Below are 16,566 nucleotides of genomic sequence, written 5' to 3'. Positions count from 1 at the left end.
TGTAATTAACATGAAGAAAATCTTATTCACCCTACTGACTCTTTTATATGCATTAACTTCTTTCGCCCAAGAAAAACCCACTTTGCTCTTTTATTGTGGAATAACGATGGTTAAACCCATTAAAGAGATGGCAAAAATCATAGAAAAAAAACACAATTGTATCATTCAAATTTCACAAGGTGGTTCTGAAGATTTGTATGACTCACTGAAATACAGTCAAAAAGGGGATTTATATCTTCCGGGAAGCGACTCTTATAGAAAAAACAATTTAAAAGATGGCTTTCTTTTAGATGCCCAATACATTGGCTATAACCAAGCCGTTATTTTTGTTCAAAAAGGCAATCCTAAACAGATTAAATCGCTTGATGACTTAACCAATAAAAACAATTCTGTCATGCTTTGTGACCCAAACAGTGGAAGCATTGGAAGAGTGACAAAACTTATTTTAACAAAATATAAAGGAGAAGATTTTTTCTTTAAAGTCTACGACAATGCTTCACAAATAGGTACAGATTCCAGAAATATCAACAAAGCTTTTATTGAAAAAAAAATTGATGTTTCCATCAATTGGAGAGCATCAGCTTCTTGGAGTGAAAATGCGAATTACATTGATACGATTGATTTGAATGAAAGTTTGGCTCCTAAAAAAAATTTGGTCATTAATCTGTTAAGTTTTTCACAACACAAAGATATTGCAAAAGATTTTATGCAATTTGCAGCGTCACAAGAGGGGAAAGCCATTATGAAAAAATATGGTTTTTTATAAAAGTGATCATATGAATACCATTCCAATTACACTCAAAAAACTCATTTTACTCATTCTTGTTTTTTTTCTGGGCATCATCTCTTTGATAACTATTCATCTGTTTTTCATGAATTTAATTGAGAAATTGGATAAAAAAACACTCAATTTAAAAGCAAAAATCCAACTGGGTGAGTATATCGTTACTGATCTTTATGAAATCAGAGCCGATTTTTATGAATTGGCAACCATTACAACCAATAAAAAAGGTCGTGAATTCATTACTGCGAAAATCAATCAAAGAATTACCACCATTAAAGATATTTTAACTGTTCTGAACAAGGGCGGAACATATCAGCACTATATTCGACTGAATATAGAGGGTCATTTGAACACGATAAAAACTGTTCAGTATAGCAACAGTAAAGAAAACGTCTCACTTGAAGCGATTGATATTGTTCCAAAGCTCAATGAATTAACTGAAATGACCCAGCAAATAGTTACCCTCATAGAACAACGCGATGCCGCTCAAGAGGATAAAGAGCAATATTTTCAATACGCTACAAAAATCAAACGATTTTATAAAACCATGCCATCTTATTTCACACGAATGGGGGAGAATGCAAATCGACTCCTGTTTGAAGGCGAAATCGACTTGTACAACTTGGAAAAAACCATTCAAAAACAAAAAGATCATTACGTCAATCTTGAAATCTTTACGGTTGCACTTATTGTTATCTTGGTGAGTTTTTTTGGTTATATCATCACCCAACAAATTCACAGAAACAATAAAAAACTTGCCAATTTAAACAATGACCTAGCAAACAGTATGGATGACTTAAAACGTCAAGAAAAATTTATTCGAGGAATTTTAGATGCCCAACTCAATATCGTTGTAGTCAGTGATGGAGAGAAGATGATTGACTCAAATGAAGCCCTCATTGAGTTCTTTGATGGCTATAACAACTTTGAAGATTTTAATAAAGAACATGCCTGCATCTGTAATTTTTTTGTCGATTTAAATGATGATGAATATATCACCGATATGGATTATGGCGATGAAAAAAGATGGTATGACTATATTATTGGAGAAACAGATAAAATTCACAAAGTTGCGATGTACCATAAAGATGAACTGCACTATTTTACCATTACAGCAAAGAAAAACTATATTGATTCAGATACTTTTATTGTGGTGGTTTCCCTAAATGATATTACGGATTTAATCTATGCACAAACAAAATTGACACTGTTAAATGATAACTTAGAAAATATGGTGCATGAAAAAACCAATGAGTTAATAAAATTAAATGAAAACCTTGAACAAAAAATAAAAAAAGAGGTTGAAATAAACAGACAACGAGATAAACAACTTATTCAACAATCACGTTTTGCTTCAATGGGGGAGATGATTGGAAATATTGCCCACCAATGGAGACAACCCTTAAGTGCCATCTCTTCAACGGTTTCAAGTATGCAACTGCAAAGAAAACTCAATCTTGCCAGCAATGAAGACATTGATAAATCCTATATTGATATTATAAAATATGTGGACTTTTTAAGTCATACCATTGAAGATTTTAGAAATTTCTTTACACAAAACAAAACCTTAGTTCAAATTGATATTTTAGAGATAATGCAAAAAGCCATTCACATTACAGATGCTTCTTATAAAAATCAACACATTGAAATTTTCCAAGAGTATGAAGAGAGTCCGTTACTCTCTTTTGGCCTTCCCAATGAACTGTCTCAAGTTTTTCTCAATATTTTAACCAATGCAAAAGATGCGCTCTGTGAAAATAAAATTGAGAAAAAATACCTTAAAATTAAAGCTTACTCAACACAAACAGATAATGTTATAGAAATTTGTGATAATGCAGGCGGAATCAAAGAGGAACTCATGGACAAAATATTTGATCCTTATTTTACCACCAAACACCAAAGTCAAGGTACTGGAATTGGATTATATATCAGCAAAGATATTATTGAGAAACATTTGAAAGGCTTTATTAGGGCTTCTAATGAGGAATTTGAACTCAAAAATAAAAAATTCAAAGGTGCTTGTTTTAAAATACAATTACCTAAGATTTAGTTTTTTTTAGATATAATCCACACAAAATTATATTTAGAGGAATTAATAATGGCGTTAAACGTTTACTATGACAAAGATTGTAATATTGATTTAATCAAATCAAAAAAAGTTGCAATGATCGGATTTGGATCACAAGGACATGCACATGCTGAAAACTTAAGAGATTCAGGAGTAGAAGTTGTTGTTGGTTTAAGAAAAGGTGGTTCATCTTGGGCAAAAGCTGAAGCGAAAGGCTTTAAAGTATTAACTGTAGCAGAAGCATCAAAAGTAGCAGACATCGTTATGATTTTACTGCCAGATGAAAATCAAGGTGAAATCTATGCAAATGAAATTGCTGCAAACTTAAAAGATGGTGCAACTATCGCATTTGGACACGGATTTAACATTCACTACGGAAGAATTATTCCTGCAAAAAACATCAACGTTATGATGGTTGCTCCTAAAGCTCCAGGTCATACAGTAAGAAGTGAATTTGTTAAAGGTGGAGGGATTCCTGACTTAATCGCCGTTCACCAAGATGCCTCTGGAAATACTAAAGAGTTAGCTTTATCTTATGCTTCAGCTATTGGTGGTGGAAGAACTGCCATTATTGAAACAACGTTCAAAGATGAAACTGAAACAGATCTTTTCGGTGAGCAAGCAGTACTTTGCGGTGGAGCTGTATCTTTAGTTCAAGCGGGATTTGAAACATTAACAGAAGCGGGATATGCCCCTGAAATGGCATACTTTGAGTGTCTACACGAATTAAAATTAATCGTAGATTTAATGTTTGAAGGTGGAATTGCTGACATGAGATACTCTATTTCTAACACAGCTGAGTATGGAGATTATGTATCAGGTAAAAGAGTTATCAATGCAGAATCAAAAGCAGCAATGAAAGAGATTTTAAAAGAGATTCAAGATGGTAGATTTGCAAAAGATTTCATCTTAGAAGGTCAAGCTGGATACCCAAGAATGAACGCTGAAAGAGCAAACGCTAGAGCTTCATTGATTGAGCAAACAGGAAATCAATTAAGAGAAATGATGCCTTGGATTTCATCTAACAAAATCGTAAATAAAGACAAAAACTAATTTCTAAAGGATTAAAAGGTAAAGAACAGGGCTCCCCTGTTTTTTAATCCTTTACACTGAATGACTAAAAAAAGACCAAAAACAACACGAAAACCTAAAAAAAATAATAACAACTATAACAGACTGAAATTAATCAACTATATTTTATTGATACTGATTATAACCCTTACTTCAACTATTGTGGGCTATTACTTTTTAGATACCAAAGAGGTCAAAGCACCTGCTAAAAAGAGTCAAAAACAAGTCAAAGAACAGGATAAAACATTTGATATTTTTAAAGATGAAAAACTCACAACCTATATGCCAACCATCGATAAAGAAGAGAATCTCACCCCTTTAGAAAAAGCTTTTGAAGAGTACACAGAAGAGCTGGAAAAAGAGTACACACACGAACCTGCAACAGAGGTCACTCCTGCAGAAAAAAAACCTGTAGTAGTGGGTGAAACACCACAAGATAAAAGACCAAAACTCGCCATTATCATTGATGATGTTACTATGCAGTCTCAAGTCAACAACTTAAATACCATTGATTACAAAATTAATATGTCTTTTATGCCTCCCACACCTCATCATAAAAACTCTGCAAAAATTGCACAGAATATCCCCTTTCATATGATTCATTTCCCTATGCAAGCGAATTCATTTAAGTATGAAGAAGCAAACACGTTGCATATAGGTGACAGCTATGAAAAGATTGAAAACAGAGTCAAAAAAATTCATGAACTCTATCCGAATGCACACTTTACCAATAACCATACAGGAAGTAAATTCACAGCAGATGATGCCTCAATGGATAAACTTTTTAGAGCCTTGAAAAAATATAACTTTTCATTTGTAGACAGCAGAACCACGGCACAAACAGTGGCAAAAAAATATGCACAAAAATATGGTGTGCCTTATTTGGCAAGAAATATCTTTTTGGACAATAATCTTGAGTATGACTACATACAAAAGCAATTGAAAAAAGCGATTGAAAGTGCTAAAAAAAGCGGTTATGCCATTGCCATTGGCCATCCACATAACATGACAATAAAAGTATTAAAAGAGTCCAAACCACTGCTCAAAGACTTAAATATTGTCTATATCAATGAGTTACCCGTTCAATAAAAAAGTGCCAACCATAAAATGATTGGCACACCACCTATAAAAAACGTTACTCTTAATTAAACGTTGGTTTAGGTGTCGTTTCACTGCTCTTAGGAAGTTCAGGATAAACAATAACAGGTTTTTTGCCCTCTAATGCTTTGAAAAAAGTCAAAATTTCTTTTGCTTCATTGTCGCTGATTTTAATTCCTAATTGAACTGAACCCATCTCTTTAATGGCATCAGGTAAACTCCAAATGGCTCCATTATGAAAATATGGTGCGGTTTGTGTTATGTTTCTTAATGTTGGTGTTTTAACCATACCATCTTTATTGCCTTTAAAATCACCAATTTCAGAAAATTTATATTTGGCCGCTACTTCAAAAGGTTGCAGTGTTCCTCCTAAAGCAATCCCATTGTGACAAGAAGCACACCCTTTGTCTATAAAGGTATTCAACCCTTTTTTCTCCTCTTTGCTTAAGGCATTTTCATTCCCATTTAAAAACAAATCAAATCGAGAAGGGGTCACCAATGTTTTTTCAAACAATGCGATGGTTGATGTTATTCGTTCAAAATCAACTTTTACATGATCTCCATATGCCACTTTAAACTCATTGACATATTCGGGTATTGAGTTAATTCGTTTTTCAACCAATGCTTTTGGTGAAGCCATTTCAGGACCAGCTTGTACTGGACCTTGAGCTTGATCAGCTAAATGAGCACTTCTTCCATCCCAAAATTGAGCATCAAAAAACACCGAGTTATACACTGTAGGTGAATTCAAATGATGTGGATTGGCAGTCCACTTATGCCCAACAGCAGCACTCACACCATCTACCCCACCCAAAGCAAGATTATGGCAGGTATTACAGCTGATTAAATTGCTTCGAGACAATCTTGGATCAAAATATAACTTTTTACCCAATTCCACTTTTGCATCTGTGATAGGATCTTTGGGATCATCAATGAGTTGCAACAACTCATAATTACTTGAAGGAATCGCTTTTAAACCACTTCCTTTAACTTTTTCAACCAATGAACTCCCCATTGCAATAGAGACTACTATTGCAAACATTCCTAATATTCTTTCAATTTTCATTTCTTCTCCTTTAAATTGAAGTAAAAGAATTATAGGATAATTTTTATTAAAGAATAATTATTTTCCTGTAATATATTTTTTTTGATAATTTTTTACTTCTGTGTTATAATTGTTACCAAAGGATGACAATGATTCAGAGTTTAGATTTTCATGTAAATGCACTTGATGTGATGCAAAAATATCCCGAAAAACTCTTTTATATTGGAAATACGCAACTTTTAGAAAAACCCAAAGTCTCCATTGTGGGCACCAGACATCCTTTTCCCAGTACAAAAATTTTCACCCATACCATCGCAAACAAATTGTCCTCTGCAGGTTTTTGCATTGTAAGTGGGGGAGCACTTGGCGTGGATGCCATTGCACATCAAGCAGCAGGTGCAAACAACACCATTATGGTCATGTCATATACAACAAAAAACTTAACTCAACAACAAAAAACTTAACTGGAGAATATTGATGAAAATAAAATGTTTTGAAGATTATCCAAATAACAAATTTAAACTAATCGCAGTTAATGAGATTAATTGCCAATACCCTCATAGATATAAAGTGATTTTTCAAGATATTGATAGTTTAGAAAAATATGAAGAACTACTATTACCAGAAGAATTAAGAGGTAAATATATTTTAGGTAATGTATATTCTAACTATGCTTTAGAACATGAGAATAGAATGAAAATCGAAAAGTTATTTGTTCCAAAAAAGAAAGTTACAAGTAAAAATTCTTTTCAAATAAAAAAATATATTCGTTTTCCTAATGACATAGGAATCGAAGAAGGCGATGCTTTTTATAATCAAAAATGCTACTTCTATGAAACTAAAAGATATATTTATATGATACCCAATTATGTTGTTGCAAATAGATATTACTTTGTGTCATCAAGTATAAAAAATGCTTTATCTAATGGATCATTCTCAACATTATATTATGAAGAAAGTGGTTTCAAATTTATAGGCGATACATTGTATATTAAAACTAAAAAAACTTTAAAAGATGAGCAAGTACCTTTAATTGCAAGAATGATTACAAATGAGATATCGAAAAAAAATTTTATGTTTTTTTATAAACAAACAACGCATTACAAGGAAAAGTATAAACATATAGATAACCTTTATATTCCAATTCATATGGGCTTTCCTTTTGAAGATCATGAAGATTTTATTATTCAATGCAAAATAATCCATCTTGGAAATGTTTATTCAAAAGATAATTTTGAAACCTTTGATGAAAGAGATGTTATATTAATTACTCATATTTATGGAGATACAATACCATATAACTTTAAAAATTTAAAACACGAGGTTTATAAAGAGAATACAACAGAAGAAACTAAAAAAATTGATCCTGATGAACCTAAAAAAATACCAAAAAAAGATTCCCACATTACTGGTAAAATTACTGAAAAGAAACCATCAGATAAACATACCACATCCAAAGAATCATTTAAAGTTGAAAATATATATGACTTTTCAGAAATTAACATTCAAAAAAATGAGATTATTCAAAATAATATAAGAACAACATATGAGGTTACTGATGAAGAAGTAGATGAATCTCTTGATAGACCAGGTGAAGGTAGCGGAAATAATAGAGTTAAACAAAAGTTACTTGATGACGATATTACAAAAAACTCTTTTAAAATAGAAAACTTTTTTGAATTGTTTGAGTCATTTATTGATAATAATAAGATTGAAGAATTTTCTATTAGTGAGATTATTGATTTAGATAATTTTGAGGAATCAAATATTAATAAGTTTTTTATAGACTTTAAAAAAGAAGTTGCTAGACGTTTGATATATGGCTATTTTAATTATAAGAATATAATTATAAACTTTATTGAAGTAGAGCATAACATTTATTGGAAAAAGAATACTTGGTATTTTATATCTACTGAAATATTTAGTGAATCACAAGTTCAAACTATGCTTAATATAAATATATTAAAAAATCAGACCAATAAGCAAATGTTAGAAGATGTAAAAGCCATTGGAGCTAGTAAATTTTTTATGACAAAGCATGATGGAATTGATATGAGTGAAGAAAAAATTAAATTGTGGCGTAAAAACCTAGAATTAGGCATTAAAAGATATACAAAAATTAAATAGTATAGTAATTCTCACTAAAAATGCAAATGTTAAATTTGTAAACGTTTTTTATGTGAACCACAATAAGGACAAACTAGTTTACCATTTGAACTCCATCTAACATTTTTAAACACTTCAAAAGCTTTTAAATCATTCATCATTACTTATTTTACTATTGATATTATATTAATATACGTATATATATAATCAATTTACATCATTATAATATAATTTTAATATAACAAAAAGTAAACTACATCATAGATATTTAAGAGGAATATAAATGAACTTTGATTTATTTTTAGAAAAACTAAAAGAAGCAAGTTTGTCTAAAGAAGAATTTATAAAATATACAAAGGTTAATCCCAATACGTTAAAAGGTTGGGCTACAGAGAGACAAGGTAGGAAAGTTCCACATTGGATAGTGAGTTGGTTGGAGTTATATATTAACAATAAAGAAAAAGACATAGTTATAAAAGCATTGAAAAGGTAGATTTTATAATGAAAGTAAAAATAATTGAATATAATATTGATAAAATATTAAATCATAATAATCAACCGCGTAAAACATATACTCAAGAGTCAATAATTGATTTAGCTAACTCAATTAGACAATTTGGATTACTTCAACCGATTGTTTTATCTTCAAAACATCTACCTTTTAGAGTTATTGCAGGACAAAGAAGACTTTTGGCATATCAATATCTACGTGATAATATTAATCAAGGTAGATATTCAATAATTCCTGCCATTGTAAAAGATGATACAACAGATAGTGAGAATTTATTTTTAGCTTTAATTGAAAACTTACAAAGAGAAGAGTTAAATATTATTGATAAATCAGACTCTTTTAAAACACTAATAGATAATGGATTTGCAAAAACACATAAAGAAATTGGTGAGTCACTTGGACTATCAAGAGAAAATGTCAGTAAAATTATTAAGATATCTGAATTAGACTATAACACTAAAAGCATTGCAAGGCAACACAATTACTCAAATATATTGGTGCTTGAAAAGCTTGTCAAAGCAAAAAATAGTGATCTTTTACTTAAAACAATAATTGAAAACAGGTTATCAAGAAAAGATGCTTTAAGCTTAATTAAAGATAATGGTAACCGGTTACCAAAACCTGAAATTAAACTTAATAAAAGAAATATTTTTAAAGGAACATGGGGGAAAATCGAAATAACATCTAAACAAACTCATTTGCATATTGATCCTAAAAAACTTGACGACGAAGGTCAAAAGTTATTAAAACAGTTAGTTGATCTGCTTGAAAAAACTAAAGAGGACAACTAGATGTATGCCACATCGTTTAATGACTCATTTTTTAATGCTTTAACAGGAAAGAATGCTGAATTGATTGAGCGTTCCTTGGTTGCTCTTTATGATGCAAACTACGGCAATAATACAACATTTTTTGATGATATGAGTCGTGATGATGTAAAGCGAACTATTTTGTCTGCTATTGGTGGTTTGGATTGGCACGACGAAGAAACTAATGACAAAATACAAAAAGACCATATTAAAGCAAATCATATTATTGCAAAACTTAAATTATGTGGATGGATTGATTTTCCAACTAATCAATTTAAACATACTAAGTTTTTTTCCTTTACTAAATATGGTAAGAAATTCGCACAATTAATATTTTCATTGCAAGATAATGATATTGATTTATCAAAGCAACGTAATGTGAGGCAAACCAAGTTTTCTTTAGAAGCATATAAAACAGAAAATGACCCTCAGCACTTACTTGATGCGTTTAATACTTCTAAAGAAGTTATCTCGGATTTAACAGATGCCATCCATGATATAAAAGAATTAAAAAATCTACTGATGCAAAAAGCAAGAGAGAGTATTGAAGATGCCGGAGAAAACTTTCTTGACTTTTTAAGCAATAGATTTAAAAATGATATTGCAAATCGTTTTGGAGAGGATTCTGTAGAAAGATATCAACATGATATTAAAGAAATTGTTTACGAAATTTTATCAGAAAATAATGAAGAAAGAGTAAAAAGAGTATCTTCTTTAAATAAAGGAATGTATATATCATTTTATAGTAGGCATGAGTCATTAGAAAAAATTTTACATAGTATTAATGACCGTATTTTAAACGCTTGTGAAATGAAATTACCTTCCTTAAAAAAAGAAGTCCAAAGTTATATCAGTAGTGGTGGCAAAATATTTAAACAGACCTCTGCATTATTGCTCAATAACAATAAAAAGTTATATAGTTTTGCAACAAAGATAAAAAATGCAGATAATGAAACAAAGTTTAAACTTCTTAATAGCTTTGCACAAAATATCTCTTCCCCTAAATTAAAAATATATGATACCAATGGTGTAAAGATTAAAAACAAAGCTGCAAAAGATAAAGATGTTTGTGTTATTGGAGAAGAAAGTAAAATATCATTGGACGTATTAATTAATAGTATATACCACAAGAAAAAGATAGAAGCGTTCAGTTATACACAATATGAACAAGAGCAATATATCGAATCTTTATTTAGCCATGGCAATGTTCTTTTCAGTAAAGAATTTCCTATTGAAAAATCAAAAGACATATTACTCTCTCTTTTTTCAATTGATTATATCACAAAGAATGATGAGCTATATGAAATTAAAAAAACTAATACGTATGATGACCATTTTTACTATAAAACAGAGGGATTTCAAATTACAAGGAAAAAATAATGAATATATATAATAAGTTTGATGATGAATTAAAAAATAATCCTAAAGGTCATGATATAGAGATTTTTTCTGATGTAGTAAACTATTTATTAGAAAGAGGTGTCATTATTAGAGAAGATACAACTAGAGAAACAGAATTATATGATTACTTTGTAGATTTTGAAAACCATATAGAAGATTTTTTTGCCATAATGAGAGTTCAAGTGTACCATAATTCAGACCAGCAAAATGTAAGGATTTTTGCTCCTGCATCCAAAACACCTGATGAAGTTAATGGGGTTGAGGTTAGTAATAGCTTTTCGCAAAAATTAAATAATGAAGAAAGTGCTTATTTGATTGCACTTGCAATAATTTATGACCAAAAGTTAAGGTCGAATGCAATACTAGATGATTATTCAGTAGAAGTAGAATTCGAAGAATTTTCTATAGCATTGAGTTCTAGCTTAGGTTATATACCCACTGAAAATAAAACTGAAAGAAAAAATGCATTAACTACATTAAAAAGACTCCGTGCTGTTGATTTTTCAGAAAATGTATTTGAAAGTAGTGATAATGTTTTGATTATAAGGAAATATATTCGAGATTTAGTAAGAGATAATATGATTGACCCATATATGGAAGATAGGATTAACAATGAAGATTAAAAAATTTATAACTATTAATTGGGCTAATTTGGAAAACATAGAGTATAAATTAGACGATCTTGTTTTTTTGACAGGGCAAACTGGTGTAGGAAAAAGTACCTTTTTAGATGCTATACAAACTGGACTAACTGCTGCACACAATAATATTGTTAATTATAATGCAGGTCAAGATGAGAGTGAAAGAAAAAGTAAGCATAAAGAGTATAGAAAACTTGAAGGATATGTACTAGGGGAAGATAGAGAATTATACTCTAGACCTAATGGTGCTGTTGGCACAATTGTTTTGACATTCGTATCTACCAAGCAAGAAATACCATGTATCTTTAGCGCCGTAGTGAATATAAAGTGTTCGTTGGAAGAACAAAGTAAATCAAGAAAAGCAGTTCTCGATGGAATAAACTTCTTTATTATTAAGAATTATGAGATACAAAAAGAAGATCTTTTAGATGGTAATATCGTTTTATTCGGAAACGATCTATATACTAATTTTGAACGTAATTCATCTATCGTTAGAGAAGATATTATTTTCACTCAAAGAAAAGAAGATTATTTAACACTTTTATATGGTAATCTTTGGGGAATAAATAGAACAGGCATTGACAAGGCTAAAAAAGCTGCAAAAGCACTTGCAAACTTTATATATGCCAGACCGGTAAGTGATTTAAATACTTTTATTAGAGTAGAGTTTTTAGAAGAGAAAAAAATGGACGAAGAAGTTTCTAGACTATCTGATGCACTTATTACACTAAAGGAATTAAAAGAAGAATCTAAGATTATTGAAGATGGAAACAAAGAGTTAAAACAGTTTTCCACCAATATAGATAATATTCTTTCACTTTGGGAAAGCAATGCTACTGATCATTATCTTTTCGCGTTACACCATTTGGAAATCAAAAATGATTTAAAAGAATCTCTACTTAAGAAGTTTGAGCAAAATGATAAAAAAATTGAACAGTTAGAAAAAAATATCGAATCAGATATTAAAAAAAAAGAAAAAGTAACAAAGCAACTCAATCCACTTCTTTCAAAAAGAGATCATAATGAATCATATCAGAAAATTGAATTAATAGAAGACGAAATTAAACTTCAAGTTGAAACTATTGGTGAGATAAAAAAAGAATTAAGACAATTATCACATAAGATGACCACAAACTTTTGGAGTAGTATAAAAACACTATTAGATGAAGACTTTGAAATAAATGACTCCCTTGAGTTACAAGAGATATCGAATCACTTGGAAACCTTTTCAAAAATGAACATCAATGAATTACTCCCTTATCAATATTCAGTTTCTGATACAATTAATAGTGAAGGCTTTGAGAAGTCCTTTCTTAACCCATTACTGCAATTAAATACTATTGAACCCTTGTTTAAATCTTTTATTCAGAGTGAAGATTATAGAAAAAAACAAAATAGTTCATCACACAATATTAAAGAGCTTGAAACCAAAGAGAAAGATATAATCAAGCATATATCTGAATTAACAAGTAAGATTCAAAAAATTGAGAATCATAAAATCTTTTGTCCTACAGAGGTAATGGAACAATTTGAGATACTTCAATCATCATTACCAACTATCACAGTATCAATGGTATATCAACATGTAGATTTCAAAGATGATGAAAAAAACTGGGCAGAATCAATAGAAGGTTTTTTAAAGAACAATAGATTTGCAATTATAGTTCCAGTAGGACATGAAGTTGTAGCAATTAATATCGTCAAAGCAAACAAGTTAAATTATTTAAAGATAATACAATCAGAGAAAATGCTTAATGATGTAACAATTATAGGCAAGTCTTCAATTAAAGAAAACTCTATAGTTAATAAACTTATTATTGATAATGAAATTACAAAAGCATACCTTATAAAAAACTATAGAAATGTACTTTGCTATGAGAATGAATTGCAATTAAAAAGTGCCGAAAGAGGGATAACAAAAGACCACAAGGCAGTAAATGGTGGGCTAATGTTTTATTGCAAAGCAAGAGAACTTTTCTTTGGAGAAAGTGCTTTACAGTCAATGCTTGATGGCTTTAAAAATGATTTATTAATAGAAAAAAACCGATTGATAGCAGTAAGAGAAAAATTACCTATGAGTAGAATTATTAATAAAATACTTTTAAGTGACTTTCCTAATATTCACATCAATGCTTCTAACTTAATAAATAACTTTGCAGAAAACTACACTGGATATAAAAACAATATAAAAATTATACAATCTCTTAATACTGTTGATTTCAAAGAATTAAATAACAGTATTCTGGAACTAGAAAGTCAAATCAAAGGTATTGAAGAGAGTATTATTGATAATAAAGTGGATTTAAAAAACCTAAATATACTTAAGAAAGGAAGAAATCAGGAACTTGAAAATATTGAAAATGATTTAAAAAGAGTTACGGAAACGTTAAATTCTAACAAAGAGAATCTAATCAAGATAACTAATTTAATGCATTCATCTTATGATATTGAAAAAATTGTCTCTACAGAAAATATTACACAAGAACCTAAACATGTAAAAGATATCATATTAGACGATTGGAATAAATTAATTAACAATTATAACAAAAGTAAGATTTTTGAGCAAAAAGAAATATACTATATTGAAAACCCTGAGATACTTGTGTATAACTTTTCTTTTGATGGTTTTGTAAGTTTGTTTGCTGAAAATATAAAAATAAAAAATGAATTTACTAGGCTAGAAAATACCCTCCAAATGAAATTTAAAAAAGAAATTGAAGATGGAGAAAAAAAAGTTAAAGAAGTATTCATTGATGGTTTTTGCGTAACTATGTATCGTAATATAAAAACATCAAGACAAGAAATAGACCAGTTCTCTACAATGTTATCTAGACATAAATTTGAAGATGACCAATTTATTCTTGTTACAAAAGATGCGGATCCTGAATATGAAGAGTATAGAAATTTATTTCAAGCAATTGCAGAGAATAAAGATCTTTTTGCGATTGCTAATGGAAAAGAACTAGCTTTAACAAAAGAAAGGCTTCTGGAAAAATTTCTTACTATTGGAAAAAATAAAAATGAACTTCTAAGAATTTCAGATTATAGAAATTATGCTAAGTATGATATTATCCAAAAAGATGGAATGAGAGAAGTTAGTTTAAGTAAAAGTGGAAAAAACTCAGGAGGACAAGGAGAAACATCCTATTATATAATTCGTTCAATTAATCTTCATTCTGCACTTAATCCAATGATTGCTAAGAAATCAACTCTTGAAACAATTTTAATTGATGAAAGCTTTGTAAAAACAAACGATGACAGAGCAAAAGAGATAATCAACTATCTCAATCAAACACTAGGATTTCAAGTTATTATGGCATTACCTACTAAAGGTGCAAATGAATTATTAAAAATGGATTGTTCAAACTATAATATAGCAAAATTGCCTCCAAAAAATAAGCATAATGGAGAATTGAATTATGAAACATGGAGTAAATATACTAATAACAATGCAGAAGCTATAAATAGATTAATTCAATCTGAATTACCCTCATTATTTAATTTGGCCGAGATTGAAGGGAGAAAAGAATATGAATTGCTTAATATCAATTGAGTATGAATTGCAGATTAAAGATATAAAAAAAATATTTCATTTGATTTTAGATAAACTAGATCAACAATCTTCTAATTTAAGAAGTCACAAAATAAAGGTTCCTATCAATAATCAATATTTACCAACATTATATAGTCCAAAGAATTTCAATGATGATAAAAAACTTGAAGATGCACTATTAAAGTTAGTAGAAAAAGAGATTTTTTCTATTGAGGAGCGAAAGAAAGAAAGTTTTAAACGATTTTCTGAAAAAGAATCTACAAAACTTATTTTTAACTATGCATATGAACGAGAATTACGCCAATTTTACAATAGACCTCTTGTACTTGATACATGGCTAGACTTTGTAAATGAAGTAGATTGTACTGCAGAGTTAAAAGAGTTGATTATCCGTAATAGAATAAAAGTTCCATCTAAATCAGAAGAAGAGGTTTTACAAAAATTCATAAATTTACTAACTTCTGATAATTGTAATATGTCAGTACGACATATTAGTGCTAAATACTTTTGGGGATTGTCAAAGATTCTTGATAAAAAAACTGAAATTATAGAGCACTGTTGCCTTAAGCCATCACCTATTGTTCTCCATATTAAATCATTTAGAGAACACTTTAAAAATATCTTATTCATTGAAAACCTAGACACTTATACTGAAATTATTGATAGCAAAAATTCCATATTTAACGATTATCTTATAATTTATTCATCAGGATTTAAAGCTGCTGCAAAGAGGCTTAGAAAAACAGATGGAAGTAAACTTTTTTTTGAAGAAAATTGTCAATTAGATAAGAAAGGCAGACAGGTATTTAAAGATTGGATTTATAATAATTACGAAATGAATATTAATGTTTACTTTTGGGGGGATATGGATTACTCGGGTATAAATATATTTAACACAATTAAAAATATTTTTTCAGAATTACAAATTTGGAAACCTGGCTATGATGAACTATTATATGCTATTAAAACAAATGACTCACATAGACCTATTGATTCTGATAAAGTGTCTCAACAAGAGCCTTCGCCAACAGGAGACAAATATATTGATGAGATATTAATCCCAACATTACATAAAGAAGAGTTTGTGGATCAAGAGTATGTATATATAGAAGGTTTAAAATTATAAAATAAATGTCATTTTCAATAAAAGATACAAATATGCAATAAATAATGCTAAAGTAATTTTGTTTTAGACTAAGCCCAGAAAATCATTATTTTCCTATTTACATAATTTTTACATTTTTAGCATAATTCACTTGACAAAGCCTGACTAAAGTTATATAATTACTCTGGCAATTGGCACAATTGAGTGCCAATTATAAGTTACTTAAATTTTATATATAAAAGTTGCCGCTTAAAATATATAAAATTTAAGATTGTTGACACATTGTGTTACGATTAATGTGCTATTAGAAAGTTACACAGAATTATACTAAATCTATTAAGTTATTATTAAAATCAATACATAACTCTTAATAA

The 16,566-nt window shown here is 29.5% G+C and carries 14 protein-coding genes; 12 read left to right on the top strand and 2 right to left on the bottom strand.

Annotated features, from left to right (window positions below; translation table 11 throughout):
* Window positions 1-10 precede the first annotated feature (10 nt).
* Genes ACNI3C_RS05990 through ACNI3C_RS05975 form a run of 4 tightly spaced genes read left to right on the top strand, consistent with a single transcriptional unit; the run spans window position 11 to window position 5,012 of the window.
* Complete coding sequence (locus ACNI3C_RS05990) at window positions 11-766, top strand: substrate-binding domain-containing protein (protein WP_419771338.1); 756 nt, start codon at window positions 11-13, stop codon at window positions 764-766.
* 10 nt (window positions 767-776) lie between these two features.
* Complete coding sequence (locus ACNI3C_RS05985) at window positions 777-2,834, top strand: sensor histidine kinase (protein WP_419771337.1); 2,058 nt, start codon at window positions 777-779, stop codon at window positions 2,832-2,834.
* A gap of 48 nt (window positions 2,835-2,882) precedes the next feature.
* Window positions 2,883-3,905: a ketol-acid reductoisomerase gene (gene ilvC, locus ACNI3C_RS05980; protein ID WP_419771336.1), complete on the top strand. Its 1,023-nt coding sequence runs from the start codon at window positions 2,883-2,885 to the stop codon at window positions 3,903-3,905.
* Window positions 3,906-3,965: 60 nt separating this feature from the next.
* Entirely contained in the window at window positions 3,966-5,012 is a 1,047-nt protein-coding gene (locus ACNI3C_RS05975) for a divergent polysaccharide deacetylase family protein (protein WP_419771335.1), read from the top strand.
* Between the two features lie 52 nt (window positions 5,013-5,064).
* Here ACNI3C_RS05975 and ACNI3C_RS05970 read toward each other — a convergent pair whose 3' ends face one another.
* Window positions 5,065-6,087 (bottom strand): cytochrome-c peroxidase, encoded by a 1,023-nt coding sequence (locus ACNI3C_RS05970; protein WP_419771334.1) that lies wholly within the window; start codon window positions 6,085-6,087, stop codon window positions 5,065-5,067.
* Window positions 6,088-6,215: 128 nt separating this feature from the next.
* On the opposite strand from ACNI3C_RS05970, the gene ACNI3C_RS05965 reads away from it, so the two are divergent.
* Entirely contained in the window at window positions 6,216-6,530 is a 315-nt protein-coding gene (locus ACNI3C_RS05965) for a DNA-processing protein DprA (protein ID WP_419771333.1), read from the top strand.
* A 13-nt stretch (window positions 6,531-6,543) separates the two neighbouring features.
* Entirely contained in the window at window positions 6,544-8,193 is a 1,650-nt protein-coding gene (locus ACNI3C_RS05960) for a hypothetical protein (RefSeq protein WP_419771332.1), read from the top strand.
* 29 nt (window positions 8,194-8,222) lie between these two features.
* Here ACNI3C_RS05960 and ACNI3C_RS05955 read toward each other — a convergent pair whose 3' ends face one another.
* Complete coding sequence (locus tag ACNI3C_RS05955; RefSeq protein WP_419771331.1) at window positions 8,223-8,330, bottom strand: transposase; 108 nt, start codon at window positions 8,328-8,330, stop codon at window positions 8,223-8,225.
* 125 nt (window positions 8,331-8,455) lie between these two features.
* Here ACNI3C_RS05955 and ACNI3C_RS05950 point away from each other — a divergent pair, with 125 nt between their 5' ends.
* The 6 genes from ACNI3C_RS05950 to ACNI3C_RS05925 are packed head-to-tail and all read left to right on the top strand — an operon-like array spanning window position 8,456 to window position 16,213.
* On the top strand, window positions 8,456-8,665 hold the full coding sequence (locus ACNI3C_RS05950) for an XRE family transcriptional regulator (RefSeq protein WP_419771330.1): 210 nt from the start codon (window positions 8,456-8,458) through the stop codon (window positions 8,663-8,665).
* Window positions 8,666-8,673: 8 nt separating this feature from the next.
* Complete coding sequence (locus ACNI3C_RS05945; RefSeq protein ID WP_419771329.1) at window positions 8,674-9,474, top strand: ParB/RepB/Spo0J family partition protein; 801 nt, start codon at window positions 8,674-8,676, stop codon at window positions 9,472-9,474.
* Complete coding sequence (locus ACNI3C_RS05940) at window positions 9,475-10,872, top strand: Wadjet anti-phage system protein JetA family protein (protein ID WP_419771328.1); 1,398 nt, start codon at window positions 9,475-9,477, stop codon at window positions 10,870-10,872.
* Window positions 10,872-11,516 (top strand): DUF4194 domain-containing protein, encoded by a 645-nt coding sequence (locus tag ACNI3C_RS05935; RefSeq protein WP_419771327.1) that lies wholly within the window; start codon window positions 10,872-10,874, stop codon window positions 11,514-11,516. The genes ACNI3C_RS05940 and ACNI3C_RS05935 overlap by 1 nt, the downstream gene beginning before the upstream one ends.
* Window positions 11,506-15,087, top strand: coding sequence for an SbcC/MukB-like Walker B domain-containing protein (locus ACNI3C_RS05930; RefSeq protein ID WP_419771326.1), 3,582 nt, complete (start codon window positions 11,506-11,508; stop codon window positions 15,085-15,087). The genes ACNI3C_RS05935 and ACNI3C_RS05930 overlap by 11 nt, the downstream gene beginning before the upstream one ends.
* A complete protein-coding gene (locus tag ACNI3C_RS05925; RefSeq protein ID WP_419771325.1) occupies window positions 15,065-16,213 on the top strand; it encodes a Wadjet anti-phage system protein JetD domain-containing protein in 1,149 nt (382 codons plus the stop codon). The genes ACNI3C_RS05930 and ACNI3C_RS05925 overlap by 23 nt, the downstream gene beginning before the upstream one ends.
* The last annotated feature ends 353 nt before the right edge of the window (window positions 16,214-16,566 follow it).

The organism is Marinarcus sediminis (SeqCode) (assembly GCF_048571275.1).
Taxonomy (GTDB): domain Bacteria; phylum Campylobacterota; class Campylobacteria; order Campylobacterales; family Arcobacteraceae; genus Marinarcus; species Marinarcus sediminis.
The sequence above is the reverse complement of the archived record's forward strand: the minus strand, read 5'-3'. Positions and strand labels throughout refer to the sequence as shown.